Source organism: Geodermatophilus sp. SYSU D00705 (genome assembly GCF_054050135.1).
Genome location: NZ_JBJGYT010000013.1, coordinates 82,435 through 96,946 on the forward strand (window position 1 = coordinate 82,435; position 14,512 = coordinate 96,946).

Here is a 14,512-nt window from a genome sequence, read left to right on the forward strand (position 1 = left end):
CCTCAGTTGCGGGTCGCGGGGACGGAGGCGTCGACGTCGACCAGGACGTCGTCGCCCTCCACCCGGACCGGGTAGACGGGCACCGGCTCGGTGGCCGGCAGGTTGGTGGGCTCACCGGTGCGCAGGTCGAAGCACGACCCGTGCAGGTAGCACTCGATGGTCGGGGCGCCGTCGAACTCCTCGACGTCGCCGTCGGTCAGCGGGACCTCGGCGTGCGAGCAGAGGTCCTCGAGCGCGAAGACCTCGCCCTCGAAGCGGACCACCGCGACGTCGACGTCCGCCAGCTCGACCCGCAGGGAGCCGTTCTCGGGTACCTCGGACAGCGCGCAGAGCCGCTCGAACGCCATGTCAGCCCTCCACCGGCTGCTCGGCGAGCGCCGGCAGGGCCCCGAGGCGGGCCTCGATGGTGCCCATCAGGCGGTCCTGCAGCCCGGGCAGGCCGATGTGCTGGACGACGTCGGCGAAGAAGCCGCGGACGACGAGGCGCCGCGCGGTCTCGGCGTCGATGCCACGCGAGCACAGGTAGAACAGCTGCTCGTCGTCGAACCGGCCGGTGGCGCTGGCGTGGCCGGCGCCGACGATCTCGCCGGTCTCGATCTCCAGGTTGGGCACCGAGTCGGCGCGGGCGCCGTCGGTGAGCACCAGGTTGCGGTTGAGCTCGTAGGTGTCGGTGCCGGTGGCCGCCGGGCGGATCCGGACGTCACCGACCCACACCGTGTGCGCCTTCTCGCCCTGCAGCGCGCCCTTGTAGAGCACGTTGCTGGTGCAGTTGGGCACGGCGTGGTCGACCCACAGCCGGTGCTCCTGGTGCTGGGTCTCGTCGGCGAAGTAGACCCCGAACAGCTCCGCCGTCCCGCCCGGGCCGGCGTACTGCACGTTGCTCACCAGTCGCACGAGGTCACCGCCGAGGGTCACCACGACCTGCTTGAGCGTGGCGTCACGGCCGACGACGGCGTCGAACTGCCCGCCGTGCACCGTGCCCGGCGCCCAGTCCTGCACCGACACCACGGTGACCTGCGCGCCGTCCCCGACGAGGACGGCGACGCCCCCGGAGTACCGGGCGAGGCCGCTGTGGTCGAGGACGACCGTCGCCTCGGCGAACGCGCCCACCTCGACGACCAGCTGGCCCCACACGACGTCGTCGGAGCCGGTGCCCGACAGCCGCAGGGTGACCGGGCGGTCCGGCTGCGCCTCGGCGGGCACGCGGACGACGGCGGCACCGCCGCTGCGCTGGCGGGTGAGCGCGGCGAGCCGGTCGACCGGCTCGGGCAGGCCCTTGAGCAGCGGGTCGTCGGCGTCGACGCTGGTCAGCTCGACGCCCTCGGGCAGGTCGGTGTCCCACTGCAGGTGCGCGTCGGACGGCGCGCCCTGCAGCAGCGGGCGGATCCGGCGCATCGGGGTGAAGCGCCACTCCTCCTCGCGGCCGGTCGGCTCGCCGAAGGCGTCGGGGTCGGTCGAGGTGAACCGCTCGGCCGGGGAGCCGGTCGGCACCGGGCCGCCGTGCGAGTGGGCGCCGGGGCCGGCCTCACCGGCGGTGGCGGTGCCACCGGCCGGGGTGGTCGGCGGCCCGGCCTGGGCGCCGACGCCCGGGGCGAACAGCTCACCGGCGAGGCCGCCGGTGGTCTCGACGGTCGTGCTGGTGTTGTCGGGGGCTGACATCAGCCGACGGCACCTTCCATCTGCAGTTCGATGAGGCGGTTGAGCTCGAGGGCGTACTCCATGGGGAGCTCGCGGGCGATCGGCTCCACGAAGCCGCGGACCACCATCGCCATCGCCTCGTCCTCGGTCATGCCGCGGCTCATGAGGTAGAAGAGCTGGTCGTCGCTGACGCGCGAGACGGTCGCCTCGTGGCCCATGGCGACGTCGTCCTCGCGGACGTCGACGTAGGGGTAGGTGTCCGACCGGCTGATGGTGTCGACCAGCAGCGCGTCGCACTTCACCGTCGACTTCGAGCCGTGGGCGCCCTCGTCGATCTGGACCAGGCCGCGGTAGGAGGTGCGGCCGCCACCGCGGGCCACCGACTTCGACACGATCGTCGAGGAGGTGTTCGGGGCGGCGTGCACCATCTTGGCGCCGGCGTCCTGGTGCTGGCCCTCACCGGCGAAGGCGATCGACAGCACCTCGCCCTTGGCGTGCTCGCCGGTCATCCAGACCGCCGGGTACTTCATCGTGACCTTGGACCCGAGGTTGCCGTCGACCCACTCCATGGTCGCGCCCTCGTGGGCGATCGCCCGCTTGGTGACCAGGTTGTAGACGTTGTTCGACCAGTTCTGGATGGTCGTGTACCGGCAGCGGGCGTTCTTCCGGACGATGATCTCGACGACCGCGGAGTGCAGCGAGTCCGACTTGTAGATCGGCGCGGTGCAGCCCTCGACGTAGTGCACGTAGGCGCCCTCGTCGACGATGATCAGCGTCCGCTCGAACTGGCCCATGTTCTCGGTGTTGATCCGGAAGTAGGCCTGCAGCGGGATCTCGACGTGCACGCCCTTCGGCACGTAGATGAACGAGCCGCCCGACCACACCGCGGTGTTCAGCGCGGCGAACTTGTTGTCGCCGGACGGGATGACCGAGCCGAAGTACTCCTTGAAGAGGTCCTCGTGCTCCTTGAGGGCGGTGTCGGTGTCGAGGAAGACGACGCCCTGCTCCTCGAGGTCCTCACGGATCTTGTGGTAGACGACCTCGGACTCGTACTGGGCGGCGACACCGGCGACCAGCCGCTGCTTCTCGGCCTCCGGGATGCCCAGCTTGTCGTAGGTGTTCTTGATGTCCTCCGGCAGCTCCTCCCACGACGTGGCCTGGGCCTCGGTGGAGCGCACGAAGTACTTGATGTTCTGGAAGTCGATCCCCGACAGGTCCGAGCCCCAGTCGGGCATCGGCTTGCGGTCGAAGAGCTTGAGGGCCTTGAGGCGGCGCTCGAGCATCCACTCGGGCTCGTTCTTGCGGCGGGAGATGTCCCGGACGACGTCCTCGGACAGGCCCCGTCGCGCGGAGGCACCGGCGACGTCGGCGTCAGCCCAGCCGTACTGGTAGCGGCCGAGCTGCTCGATCTGCTCGTCCTGCGTCAGCGGCGCGCTGGTCACCGGCTGCTGGGTGCTGGTCATACGGGCGTCCTCTCCCGGTCGTACGTGTGGGTGGAGCTGGTGGACGGTGCGGTGCGCGTGGCGGCCGTCGTCGGCTGCGCTCCTCGCTCACCTGGTACAGGGCGCACGGGGCCCGATCTGTTCCCCGCGCGCATGTGAGCAAGGACCCCGTCCTCCTCACCCTTCGCACGCTCGGGGTGAGCCTCTGGACGGGGCCGACGGACGTCGGCACCCATCCGGACGGGGCCCGGGATGTGGGTGGTGCAGACGCCGTCGCCGTGGGCGATCGTCGCCAGCCGCTGGACGTGGGTACCCACCAGCCGGCCGATCACCGCCGTCTCGGCCTCGCACAGCTGCGGGAACTCCGCCGCCACGTGCGCCACCGGGCAGTGGTGCTGGCAGAGCTGCCCGCCGCTGGAGATCGCCGAGGCCGAGGCAGCGTAGCCCTCGGCCGTCAGGGCCGCGGCGAGCACCTGGGCCCGGTCGACGGTGCCGCTCGCGGCCGCCTGCTCGACGGCCGTGGAGCAGCGCTGCTCGAGGCCGGACAGCTGCGCCTCGGCGACCGCCCGCACGGCGTCGGGACCACCGGATGCGGCCACGTACCGCAGCGCGGTCAGCGCGAGGTCGTCGTAGGCGTGCGGGAAGTCGGAGCGGCCGGCGTCGGTCAGGTGGAACAGTCGCGCAGGACGGCCGCGACCGCGGCGGGCGCCCGGCGCCTGCCGCTCCTCGACCCGGCCGGTCGCGACCAGCGCGTCGAGGTGCCGGCGGACGGCGGTCGGCGAGACGCCCAGCCGCCCGGCGAGCTCGGTAGCGGTCTGCGGTCCGTGCTCCAGGAGGAGTGCGGTGACGCGGTGCCGCGTGCGCCCGTCGTCGGCTGTCGCCGACGACCGGGGCGAGGGCACCGGGGCCCTGCCGTCCTGCACGTGGTCGCTTTCCACAACACAAGTGTTGCCTATTTCGGGGCGACCGCAAGCAAGGGGGACCTAAGTCCCGGGTCCCCGGGACCTCTGGTGATGGCCTGCGCCGCGGGGTGAGGCCGGGCGTGTGAGCAAGCCCTCACCCCGTCGCCGTCCCCGCGGACGGTCCGGATCGGCTCCGGGGACCGCCTAGCATCGGAGCGTGCCGGTCTCCCCTGCCGTCGTCTCGCGCCTCGCCCTGGCCAACGCCGTCGCCAACGGCGCCATCGTCGTCACCGGTGGAGCCGTCCGGCTGACCGGTTCGGGCCTCGGCTGCCCGACCTGGCCCCGGTGCACCGAAAAGAGCTTCGTCGCGACCCCCGAGCTGGCCGGGCACGGCGTCATCGAGTTCGGCAACCGGCTGCTCACGTTCGTGCTCGCCGCCGTGGCGATCGCCACCGTGGTCGCGGTCTTCCGCTCGACCCGGCGCGACCTGCGGGGTCTGGCCGTCCTCGCGTTCCTGGGCATCCCCGCGCAGGCACTGCTCGGCGGGGTCACCGTGCTCACCGGGCTCAACCCGTGGACCGTCGCCGCCCACTTCCTCGTGTCCTCGGTGCTCGTCGCGGTGACGACGGTGCTGTGGCTGCGCTCGCGGGAACCGGGCGTGGGCCAGCTGCTGGTCCGCCGTCCGTTCGCGCTGCTCGTGTCCGGCATCGCGGTGGCGACCGCCGCCGTCCTGGTGCTGGGCACGGTGGTGACCGGCAGCGGTCCGCACAGCGGCGACCCCGGGGCCGGCCGCACCGGGTTCGACCCCGAGCTGGTCAGCCAGCTGCACGCCGACTCGGTCTTCCTGCTGCTCGGGCTGACGGTCGCGCTGCTCGTCGCCCTCCACGCCACCGACTCCCCCGGTCGCCTCAGGCGGGCCGCGCGGGACCTGCTGGCCGTCCAGCTCGCCCAGGGGGTGGTGGGCTACGTGCAGTACTTCACCGACCTGCCCATCGCGCTCGTGCTGCTGCACATGCTCGGCGCGATGCTGGTGACGGCGTTCACCGCCCGCCTGGTGTGGTCGGTGCGCGGCCCGGCGTCCGAGCTGCCGCTGGACGCCTCCTCGGTGCCCGCCGCCGCCACCCGCTGAGCCGGGCTCCCACCCGCCAGACACGACTCCGGGGAACCAGCTCCCAGGCGCCCCTGACAGGCCGCAACTCCGGGGAAGGGGCTGCCCGCTCCGACGCCGGCGACGCTGCCGCCCCAGCCGGGTACGGCTCCCAACCGGTGTGGACCGGTCGCGGGGGCCCGGAGGGCCTCCCGACCGGGACACGAGCAGCGGCTCAGCTCAGCAGGGACACGGCACCTGGCCGCGGTGCCGTCCGGAGGACGGCGGTGTCACCGCGGTGCCGTCCGGAGGATGGCGGTGCCACAGCGGTGCCGTCCGGAGGACAGCGGTGACCCAGCGGGTCAGGGAGTCAGACCAGGACGTCGACGATGATCGCGACCGACAGCAGGGTCATGTACGTGATCGAGATGTGGAACAGCTGCATCGGCTTGGTCTCGGCGCCGGTGCGGATGCGGCGGAGCAGCCGGTGCGCCTCGACGGCGAACCACAGGCCGAGGGCGGCCGCGGCGGCGGTGTAGATCCAGCCGATGCCGAACCCGTCGGCGACCGGCCAGAGCAGCAGCGAGACCGCGACGGTCAGCCAGGTCCAGACGACGGTCTGCCGCCCGACGGACAGCGCGGAGGCCACCACGGGCAGCATCGGCACGTCGGCGCGGGCGTAGTCGGCCCGGAAGCGCATGGCCAGCGCCCAGAAGTGCGGCATCTGCCAGCAGAAGACGACGCCGAAGAACACGACCGCGGGCCAGGTCACCGAGCCGGTGACCGCCGCCCAGCCGATCAGCACCGGTGCCGCCCCCGGCACGCCACCGAACTCGGTGCTGCGGCGGGTGTACCGCTTGAACACCATCGTGTAGAGGACGGCGTAGTAGACGATGGCGGCCAGCGCGAGGCCGGCGGCCAGCAGCGTCGTGGTGGTGGCCAGCAGCCCGACCGACACCACGGTGAGCACCAGCCCGAACACCAGGGCCGCGCGCGGGCTGACCTCGCCCATCGGCAGCGGCCGCCGCTCGGTGCGGTGCATGAGCCGGTCGATGTCGCGGTCGTACCAGCAGTTGAAGACGTTGGCCGCGCCGGCGGCGAGCGTGCCGCCGACCATCGTGGCGATCAGCAGCCGCCAGGAGGGCCAGCCGCCGGAGGCGAGCATCATCGCCGGCAGCGTGGTGACCAGCAGCAGCTCGATGATCCGCGGCTTGGTCAGGGCCACGTAGGCCCGCACGGTGTTGGAGAGGCGACGGGCCTGGACGGCCGGGCGCTCCGACAGCGCGGTCACCGCGAGGCCTCGGGTGCGCAGGCACACGGGCAGGGCACCACCGGGCACCTGGACAGCACGAGGTCCCTTCCGAGAGGGGACGGAGAACGGACCAACTGTAGCCCGCGGCCGACACCCGCACGGGCGGGCATGACTAGGGTCTCGTCACGTTGGTGCTGCGCATGCAGCGGGTAGGGCCGACGTCGACGACGACGGTGCGCCTGGGTCCGGCGCGACGGGCCGTGGGCACGCGCGACGCCCGGTCGCTGGAGCCGCGCACCGTCGTCCGCCCGGGGTCGGCTGGTCTCCACCGGTCGTCCCGGGCGGTCCCGCACAGGCCGACCCCGAGGGAGCACCCGCAAGATGGGAACCAAGAGCACCGCGTCCGAGGCCCCGGCCGAGGCGGCCTCCGACGCGCCGACCGGCAACCCGACCCAGCCCTCCCCCACCCTGCCGGAGGGCTTCGGCGATCTCGACCGCCGGGCCATCGACACGGTCCGCGTGCTGGCGATGGACGCCGTCCAGAAGGTCGGCAACGGCCACCCGGGGACGGCGATGAGCATGGCGCCGACCGCGTACCTGCTGTTCCACAAGTGGCTGCGGCACGACCCGAGCGACCCGCAGTGGGTGGCCCGCGACCGCTTCGTCCTGTCGATGGGCCACTCGAGCCTGACCCTCTACATCCAGCTGTACCTCTCCGGTTACGGCCTGGAGATCGAGGACCTGCAGGCGCTGCGCACGTGGGGTTCGAAGACCCCCGGCCACCCCGAGGTCAACCACACCCCGGGCGTGGAGACGACCACCGGTCCGCTGGGCCAGGGCGTGGCCAACGCCGTCGGCATGGCGATGGCGGCCCGGCGCGAGCGCGGGCTGCTCGACCCCGACGCCCCCGAGGGTCAGAGCCTGTTCGACCACACGATCTGGGTCTTCGCCTCCGACGGCGACCTGGAGGAGGGCGTCAGCGGCGAGGCCTCCTCGCTGGCCGGCACGCAGAAGCTCGGCAACCTGGTGCTCGTCTACGACGACAACCGGATCTCCATCGAGGACGACACGAACGTCGCCTTCACCGAGGACGTCGGCAAGCGGTACGAGGCCTACGGCTGGCACGTCCAGCAGGTGGACGACGGTGAGGACCTCGCCGCGGTGGACGCCGCGTTCGCCGCGGCCAAGGCCGAGACCGGCCGCCCGTCGATCATCGTGCTGCGGACGATCATCGCGTGGCCCGCGCCGAACAAGCAGAACACCGGCGCCGCGCACGGCTCCGCGCTCGGCGAGGACGAGGTGCGGGCCACCAAGGAGATCCTCGGCTTCGACCCCGAGCGCACCTTCGAGGTGGACGACGAGGTGCTGGCCCACGCCCGCTCGGTCGTCGACAAGGGCAAGGCCGACCACGCCGAGTGGCAGGAGCGTTTCGAGGCGTGGCAGGAGGCCAACGGCGAGGGCGCGGCCCTGCTCGAGCGCATGACCACCCGCACGCTGCCGGAGGGGTTCGCGGCGCAGCTGCCGTCGTGGGACGCCGACCCCAAGGGCGTGGCCACCCGCAAGGCCTCCGGTGAGGTGCTCGCCGCCCTGTACCCGGTGCTGCCCGAGCTGTGGGGCGGCTCGGCCGACCTGGCGGAGAGCAACAACACCGCGGTGAAGGGCGAACCGTCGTTCCTGCCCGCCGACCGGCAGACGAAGATGTGGACGGGCGGTCCGTACGGCCGCACGCTGCACTTCGGCGTCCGGGAGCACGCCATGGGCGCGATCATGAACGGCATCGCACTCCACGGCGGCACGCGCGTGTACGGCGGCACGTTCCTCACGTTCTCCGACTACATGCGCGGCGCGGTGCGGCTGGCCGCGCTCATGCAGCTGCCGGTCACCTACGTGTGGACGCACGACTCCATCGGCCTGGGCGAGGACGGCCCGACGCACCAGCCGATCGAGCACTTCGCCGCGCTGCGCGCCATCCCCGGGCTGGACGTCGTCCGGCCGGCCGACGCCAACGAGGTGTCGGTGGCCTGGCGGACGATCCTCGAGAACAACGACCGGCCCGCCGGCATCCTGCTGTCGCGGCAGAACCTGCCCGTCTTCGACCGCGGCGAGTTCGCCTCGGCCGAGGGCGTGGCCCGCGGCGCCTACGTGCTGGCCGAGGCCTCGGACGGCAGCCCCGAGGTGATCCTGCTGGGCACGGGCTCGGAGGTGCAGATCGCCGTCGCCGCGCGGGAGCGGCTGGAGGCCGACGGCGTGCCGACGCGGGTCGTGTCGGTCCCCTGCGTCGAGTGGTTCGCCGACCAGGACCAGGCCTACAAGGACGAGGTGCTCCCGCCGTCGGTCCGCGCCCGGGTCAGCGTCGAGGCCGGCGTCCCCATGGGCTGGCGGGAGTTCGTCGGCGACGCCGGCCGGATCGTCGGCCTCACCCACTACGGGGCCAGCGCCGCCTACTCGGTGCTCTACGAGGAGTTCGGCCTCACCGACGAGGCCGTCGTGACCGCCGCGCGGGAGAGCATCGAGGCGGCGCGGTCGGGCGCCGCCGTCCCGGCCGGGCCGATCGCGGCCACCGGCGGCCTGCCGCACCCCACCGGCGACCGCTGAGAAAGGACCCCGCTGCCCCACCACTCGCTGCAGGACCCCGCTGTCCCCCGCCACTCGCGAGTTCACGGCGGGCCCTGCAGCGGGGCCATCCCCATCCGAAGGGAAGAGACATGGCACAGAACGAGAAGCTGGCCGAGCTGTCCGCGGCCGGGGTCGCCGTCTGGCTCGACGACCTGTCGCGCGACCGCATCCACACCGGCAACCTGCAGTCCCTGGTCGACGAGCACTCCGTCGTCGGCGTCACGACGAACCCGACGATCTTCGCCGCGGCGATCAGCGGGTCGGAGCTGTACGACGACCAGCTGCACGCCCTCGCCGTCCGGAAGGTGAGCGTCGAGGAGGCGCTGCGCACGATCACCGCCTCCGACGTCCGAGACGCCTGCGACCTGCTGGCACCGGTCGCGCAGCGGCAGCCCGGCGACGGCCGGGTGTCCCTGGAGGTCGCGCCCGGGCTCGCCCACGACACCGACGCCACGGCCGCCGAGGCCGCCCACCTGTGGTGGCTGGTGGACCGGCCCAACCTGTTCATCAAGATCCCGGCGACCGAGGCCGGACTCCCGGCCATCACGACGTCGATCGCCCGCGGCATCAGTGTCAACGTCACCCTCATCTTCAGCCTCGAGCGCTACCGGGCGGTCATGGACGCCTACCTGGCGGGGCTGGAGAAGCGGGCGGCCGACGGCGGTTCACTCGAGGGCATCGCGTCGGTGGCGTCGTTCTTCGTGTCCCGCGTGGACACCGAGATCGACAAGCGGCTGGACGAGGCGGGCGCCGACGCCGCGCTCAAGGGCAAGGCGGCGCTGGCCAACGCGCAGCTGGCCTACCAGGCCTACGAGGAGGTCTTCTCCTCCGACCGCTGGAAGGCCCTGGAGGCGAAGGGGGCCCGGCCGCAGCGGCCGCTGTGGGCGTCGACGGGCGTCAAGAACCCCGACTACCCCGACACCCTCTACGTCAGCGAGCTCATCGCCCCCGGCACGGTCAACACCATGCCGGAGAAGACCCTGATGGCCTACGCCGACCACGGCACCCCCGGCACCCCGGTGCAGAAGACCTACGACGAGGCCGCCGCGGTGATGCAGTCCATCAGCGACGCCGGTGTCGACCTCGACGACGTCTTCCGGGTGCTGGAGGACGAGGGCGTGCAGAAGTTCGTGGACTCCTGGGACGAGCTGACCGAGTCGGTGCGCACCCAGCTCCAGGACAAGGCGTGACCTTGCGCTTCTCCTGCGCCGGGCTCGACGTCCCGCAGGCCGTCCGCACCCAGCTGGCCGACGACGACGTCGCCGGCCGGCTGGTGCGCAAGGACCCCACCCTCTGGGGTCCGGAGGCCGAGGGCGAGGCGTCGGTCCGGCTGGGGTGGCTGGACCTCCCGGCCACGTCGCGGGAACTGGTCCCGCGGCTGGCCGCACTGCGCGCCGAACTCCTGGCCGAGGGCCTGGACCGGGTCGTGCTGTGCGGCATGGGCGGGTCCTCGCTGGCCCCCGAGGTGGTGTGCCGGACGGCGGGCGTCCCCCTGGTCGTCCTGGACACCACCGACCCGGCCGGGGTGGCCGCGGCGACGACCGACCTCGACCGGACGGTCGTGGTGGTCAGCTCCAAGTCCGGCGCCACGGTGGAGACCGACAGCCACCGGCGCGCCTTCGTGGACGCGTTCGCCGCGGCCGGCCTGGACGAGCAACAGATCGGCGCGCGGTTCGTCGTCGTCACCGACCCGGCCTCCCCGCTGGCGGAGGCGGCGGCGGCGATGGGCGCCCGCGCGGTCTTCCTCGCCGACCCCACCGTGGGCGGGCGCTACAGCGCCCTGTCGGCGTTCGGCCTGGTGCCGTCGGCGCTGGCCGGCGTCGACGTCGCGGTCCTGCTGGAGGACGCCGCCGAGCTCGCCGAGCACCTGGCCGAGCCCGGCAACCCGGCGCTGGAGCTGGGGATCGCGCTCGGCGCGGGCTTCCGCACCGGCCGGGACAAGGTCGCGCTGGTCGACGGCGAGCTCCCGGGCTTCGGCGACTGGGCCGAGCACCTGGTCGCCGAGTCCACCGGCAAGCAGGGCCGGGGGCTGCTGCCGGTCGTGCTCGAGTCCCCCGCTGCACCGGGCGCCACGGACCCGGACACCCTGCTGGCCGTGGTCGGCGGCGGCCCCGTCGAACCGGGGCCCTCGGTCGGCGTCCACGGCCCGCTGGGTGCCCAGTTCCTGGGGTGGGAGTACGCGACGGCGGTGGCCGGGCACCTGCTCGGCACCAACCCGTTCGACCAGCCGGACGTGACCGAGAGCCAGGAGAACACCCGGCGGCTCCTGGCGGCCGGCCTGCCCGAGGAGAAGCCGGTGGCCACCATCGGCGCGGTCGAGCTGTACGCGCACGGCGACCTGCTCGACCAGGTCGACCTGAGCCTCCACGACGGCGTCCGCCTCGCGCTGGACGCGCTGATGGCCGCCGTCCCGCCGCGGGGCTACCTCGCCGTGACGGCCTACCTGGACCGGGAGCGGGACGCGCGCGCGGCGGAGCTGCGCGCGGCCCTGGCTGCCCGGAGCGGGCACGCGGTCACCTTCGGCTGGGGGCCGCGCTCCCTGCACTCCACCGGGCAGTACCACGAGGGTGGGCCGCAGACCGGTGCGTTCCTGCAGCTCACCGGCGCCCTCCACCTCGACCTCGACCTCCCCGTGCCCGACCGGCCGTACAGCTTCGGCACCCTGCAGGCCGCCCAGGCCGCCGGTGAGCGTCAGGCACTGGCGGAGCGCGGCCGGCCGCTGCTACGCCTGCACCTGACCGACCGGGCGGCCGCGGTCGGGCAGCTGCTCGACGCGCTGCGCTGACCCGTGTCGGCCAGGATCGGTTCCCCGGGGCGCGGTCCAGGGCCGCGCGCCTGCTCCACCCCGCCGGGCGGTCCACCGCCGCGCCGGCCGGCGGGCCCGCACTCAGACCTCGAGGACGGACGATGATCTCCAACCCGCTCCGCGACCCGCGGGACCGGCGGCTGCCCCGTGTGCCCGAGCCGTGCGCCCTGGTGGTCTTCGGCATCACCGGCGACCTCGCCCGCAAGAAGCTGCTCCCGGCCGTCTACGACCTCGCCAACCGGGGCCTCCTGCCGACGAACTTCGCCCTGCTGGGCTTCGCCCGCCGCGACTGGGGCGACGAGGACTTCGCCGAGCTGGCCCGCGATGCCGCCCGCAAGGCGGCCCGCACGCCGTGGCGGGAGGAGGTCTGGGAACGGCTGGCCGGCAGCGTCCGGTTCGTGCAGGGCTCCTTCGACGACGACAACGCCTTCGACCAGCTCGCCGCGACCCTCGGCGAGCTGGAGGGCACCCACGGCATCGGCGGCAACGCGGCGTTCTACCTGTCCATCCCGCCGGCGATGTTCCCGGTCGTCCTCAAGCAGATGCAGCGCACCGGCATGGCCGACAGCACGGCCGACCGCTGGCGCCGGGTGGTGGTGGAGAAGCCGTTCGGCACCGACCTGGCCTCCAGCCTGGAGCTCAACGCGCTGGTCGACTCGGTGTTCACCGCCGACGACGTCTTCCGCATCGACCACTACCTGGGCAAGGAGACCGTCCAGAACCTGATGGCGCTGCGGTTCGCCAACACCCTGTTCGAGCCGGTCTGGAACGGCCACCACGTCGACTCGGTACAGATCACGATGGCCGAGGACGTCGGCATCGGCGGCCGGGCCGGGTTCTACGAGGAGACCGGCGCCGCCCGCGACGTCCTCCAGAACCACCTCCTGCAGCTGCTGGCGCTCACCGCGATGGAGGAGCCGGTCGAGTTCTCCGCCGAGGAGATCCGCACCGAGAAGCTCAAGGTGCTGCGCGCCATCTCACTGCCGGAGGACCTCGGCACCTTCGCCGTCCGCGGCCAGTACGAGCAGGGCTGGCTGGCCGGCCAGCGGGCCACCGGCTACCGGCAGGAGGAGGGCGTCGACCCGGGGTCGAACACCGAGACCTACGCCGCCGTCCGGCTCGGCGTCGAGACCCGCCGCTGGGCCGGGGTGCCGTTCTACCTCCGCACGGGCAAGCGCCTCCCCCGCCGGGTCACCGAGATCGCGCTGGTGTTCAAGCAGGCACCGCACCTGCCCTTCGCCGCCACCGACACCGAGGAGCTGGGCAACAACCAGCTGGTGGTGCGGGTGCAGCCGGACGAGGGGGTCACCCTCAAGTTCGGGTCGAAGGTGCCCGGCAGCGTCATGGAGGTCCGCGACGTGTCGATGGACTTCCTCTACGGCGAGCAGTTCACCGAGGCCAGCCCCGAGGCCTACGAGCGGCTGCTGCTCGACGTCCTCCTGGGCGACGCGACGCTGTTCCCGCGCAACGCCGAGGTGGAGGCCTCGTGGGCGGTCATCGACCCGCTCGAGGAGTTCTGGGCCGGGACGACGCCGCACCCCTACCGGGCCGGCGAGTGGGGCCCGCGGGCGGCCGACGAGATGCTCGCCGCCGAGGGACGCCGGTGGCGGCGACCGTGACGCGGGCACCGAGTACAGCCACCCGACCGGAGGAGACCCGATGACGACGCTGTGGGACACCACCGGCTCCGCGGTGGTCAAGGAGCTGGCCGCGCAGCGGCGCACCGGCGGCGCCGTGCTCTCCGGCGTCGCCCTGACGCTGGTCGTGGTGGCCGACGAGGGCCGGGTCGCCGAGGCGGAGGAGGCGGCGACCGCGGCCGCCGAGCAGCACCCGTGCCGGCTGCTCATCGTGGTCCGCCGGCAGATCGAGGCACCGGCGCCCCGCCTGGACGCCGAGGTGCTCATCGGTGGCCGCCTGGGCCCGGGCGAGGCGGTGGTCATGCGCATGTACGGCCGGCTCGCGCTGCACGCCGAGTCGGTGGTGCTGCCGCTGCTGGCCGCCGACGCGCCGGTGGTCACCTGGTGGCACGGCACCCCGCCCGAGCGGCTGGCCACCGACGCGCTCGCCGTCATCGCCGACCGGCGGATCACCGACAGCTCCCTGGCCGACGACCAGCTCGCGGCGCTGCGGACCCGGGCGACGGACTACGCCCCGGGCGACACCGACCTCGCCTGGACCCGCAGCACGCCGTGGCGGGCCACGCTGACCTCGACGGTGGACTCGGTCTCCGGCCGCCGCGGGGACGTCGTCCGGGTCGTCGGCGGCCGGGTCGAGGGGCAGCCCGGCAACGCGACCGCGCAGCTGCTGGCCGGGTGGCTGAGCGCCCGGTGCGGCACCGAGATCGGCGTCACCGAGGCCGACCGGCGCCCCGGCCCGAGCGGCGTCTCCTCCGTCGTCCTGCAGCTGGACCAGGACGAGGAGGTCCGGGTCACCGCGGACCGGCGCGGCGGTGCGGTCATCGCCCAGCCGTACCGGCCCGAGGCGATGGTGGCGCTCCCCGACCGCCAGCTCGGCGACCTGGTCGGCGAGGAGCTGCGCCGGCTCGACCCCGACGAGCCCTTCGCCGAGGCCCTGGAGGCCACGACCGGGGTCGCGGGGCTGACCGACCGCTCGCCGGTCCGCGAGCACGTGTGGTTCGACCCGGCCGAGGTCCAGGGCGGGGACGGCGACCCGCTGCCGACGGTGCCGCTGACCTCCGAGGGCAGCGACGACGTGGCCGAGCACGGGGAGCACGACACCGAGCAGGTGCCCCGGTGACCGAGCTCGCGA

The 14,512-nt window shown here is 73.5% G+C and carries 11 protein-coding genes; 6 read left to right on the forward strand and 5 right to left on the reverse strand.

The window, feature by feature from the left end:
• Positions 1-2: 2 nt before the first annotated feature.
• The 4 genes from ACI78Q_RS12700 to ACI78Q_RS12715 are packed head-to-tail and all read right to left on the reverse strand — an operon-like array spanning position 3 to position 3,982.
• Positions 3-347: a non-heme iron oxygenase ferredoxin subunit gene (locus ACI78Q_RS12700; RefSeq protein WP_456923746.1), complete on the reverse strand. Its 345-nt coding sequence runs from the start codon at positions 345-347 to the stop codon at positions 3-5.
• A 1-nt stretch (position 348) separates the two neighbouring features.
• Complete coding sequence (gene sufD, locus ACI78Q_RS12705; RefSeq protein WP_456923747.1) at positions 349-1,659, reverse strand: Fe-S cluster assembly protein SufD; 1,311 nt, start codon at positions 1,657-1,659, stop codon at positions 349-351.
• The gene (sufB, locus tag ACI78Q_RS12710; RefSeq protein ID WP_456923748.1) at positions 1,659-3,101 is read right to left on the reverse strand and encodes a Fe-S cluster assembly protein SufB; all 1,443 of its coding nucleotides are present in this window, start codon (positions 3,099-3,101) and stop codon (positions 1,659-1,661) included. The genes sufD and sufB overlap by 1 nt, the downstream gene beginning before the upstream one ends.
• Positions 3,098-3,982 carry a helix-turn-helix transcriptional regulator gene (locus ACI78Q_RS12715; protein ID WP_456923749.1) on the reverse strand — a complete coding sequence of 295 codons (885 nt, stop codon included), beginning with the start codon at positions 3,980-3,982 and terminating at the stop codon, positions 3,098-3,100. Before ACI78Q_RS12715 ends, sufB begins: the two co-directional genes overlap by 4 nt.
• Before the next feature lie 217 nt (positions 3,983-4,199).
• On the opposite strand from ACI78Q_RS12715, the gene ACI78Q_RS12720 reads away from it, so the two are divergent.
• The gene (locus ACI78Q_RS12720; protein ID WP_456923750.1) at positions 4,200-5,111 is read left to right on the forward strand and encodes a COX15/CtaA family protein; all 912 of its coding nucleotides are present in this window, start codon (positions 4,200-4,202) and stop codon (positions 5,109-5,111) included.
• 328 nt (positions 5,112-5,439) lie between these two features.
• On the opposite strand, the gene ACI78Q_RS12725 is transcribed toward ACI78Q_RS12720, so the two are convergent.
• Positions 5,440-6,360 carry a heme o synthase gene (locus ACI78Q_RS12725; protein WP_456923751.1) on the reverse strand — a complete coding sequence of 307 codons (921 nt, stop codon included), beginning with the start codon at positions 6,358-6,360 and terminating at the stop codon, positions 5,440-5,442.
• A gap of 342 nt (positions 6,361-6,702) precedes the next feature.
• On the opposite strand from ACI78Q_RS12725, the gene tkt reads away from it, so the two are divergent.
• The 5 genes from tkt (at position 6,703) to ACI78Q_RS12750 (ending at position 14,500) form a co-directional block, all read left to right on the forward strand.
• Complete coding sequence (gene tkt, locus ACI78Q_RS12730; RefSeq protein WP_456923752.1) at positions 6,703-8,916, forward strand: transketolase; 2,214 nt, start codon at positions 6,703-6,705, stop codon at positions 8,914-8,916.
• Positions 8,917-9,026: 110 nt separating this feature from the next.
• On the forward strand, positions 9,027-10,127 hold the full coding sequence (gene tal / locus ACI78Q_RS12735) for a transaldolase (protein ID WP_456923753.1): 1,101 nt from the start codon (positions 9,027-9,029) through the stop codon (positions 10,125-10,127).
• Positions 10,124-11,722: a glucose-6-phosphate isomerase gene (locus ACI78Q_RS12740; protein ID WP_456923754.1), complete on the forward strand. Its 1,599-nt coding sequence runs from the start codon at positions 10,124-10,126 to the stop codon at positions 11,720-11,722. Before tal ends, ACI78Q_RS12740 begins: the two co-directional genes overlap by 4 nt.
• Before the next feature lie 122 nt (positions 11,723-11,844).
• Positions 11,845-13,362: a glucose-6-phosphate dehydrogenase gene (zwf, locus tag ACI78Q_RS12745; protein WP_456923755.1), complete on the forward strand. Its 1,518-nt coding sequence runs from the start codon at positions 11,845-11,847 to the stop codon at positions 13,360-13,362.
• A 40-nt stretch (positions 13,363-13,402) separates the two neighbouring features.
• Positions 13,403-14,500, forward strand: coding sequence for a glucose-6-phosphate dehydrogenase assembly protein OpcA (locus tag ACI78Q_RS12750; RefSeq protein WP_456923756.1), 1,098 nt, complete (start codon positions 13,403-13,405; stop codon positions 14,498-14,500).
• The last annotated feature ends 12 nt before the right edge of the window (positions 14,501-14,512 follow it).

Bases quoted from the DNA above. Each gene is read 5' to 3' on its own strand.
- tal (WP_456923753.1), top strand. From the start codon at position 9,027: ATGGCACAGAACGAGAAGCTGGCCGAGCTGTCCGCGGCCGGGGTCGCC.
- tkt (WP_456923752.1), top strand. From the start codon at position 6,703: ATGGGAACCAAGAGCACCGCGTCCGAGGCCCCGGCCGAGGCGGCCTCC.
- sufD (WP_456923747.1), bottom strand. From the start codon at position 1,659: ATGTCAGCCCCCGACAACACCAGCACGACCGTCGAGACCACCGGCGGC.
- ACI78Q_RS12700 (WP_456923746.1), bottom strand. From the start codon at position 347: ATGGCGTTCGAGCGGCTCTGCGCGCTGTCCGAGGTACCCGAGAACGGC.
- zwf (WP_456923755.1), top strand. From the start codon at position 11,845: ATGATCTCCAACCCGCTCCGCGACCCGCGGGACCGGCGGCTGCCCCGT.
- sufB (WP_456923748.1), bottom strand. From the start codon at position 3,101: ATGACCAGCACCCAGCAGCCGGTGACCAGCGCGCCGCTGACGCAGGAC.
- ACI78Q_RS12750 (WP_456923756.1), top strand. From the start codon at position 13,403: ATGACGACGCTGTGGGACACCACCGGCTCCGCGGTGGTCAAGGAGCTG.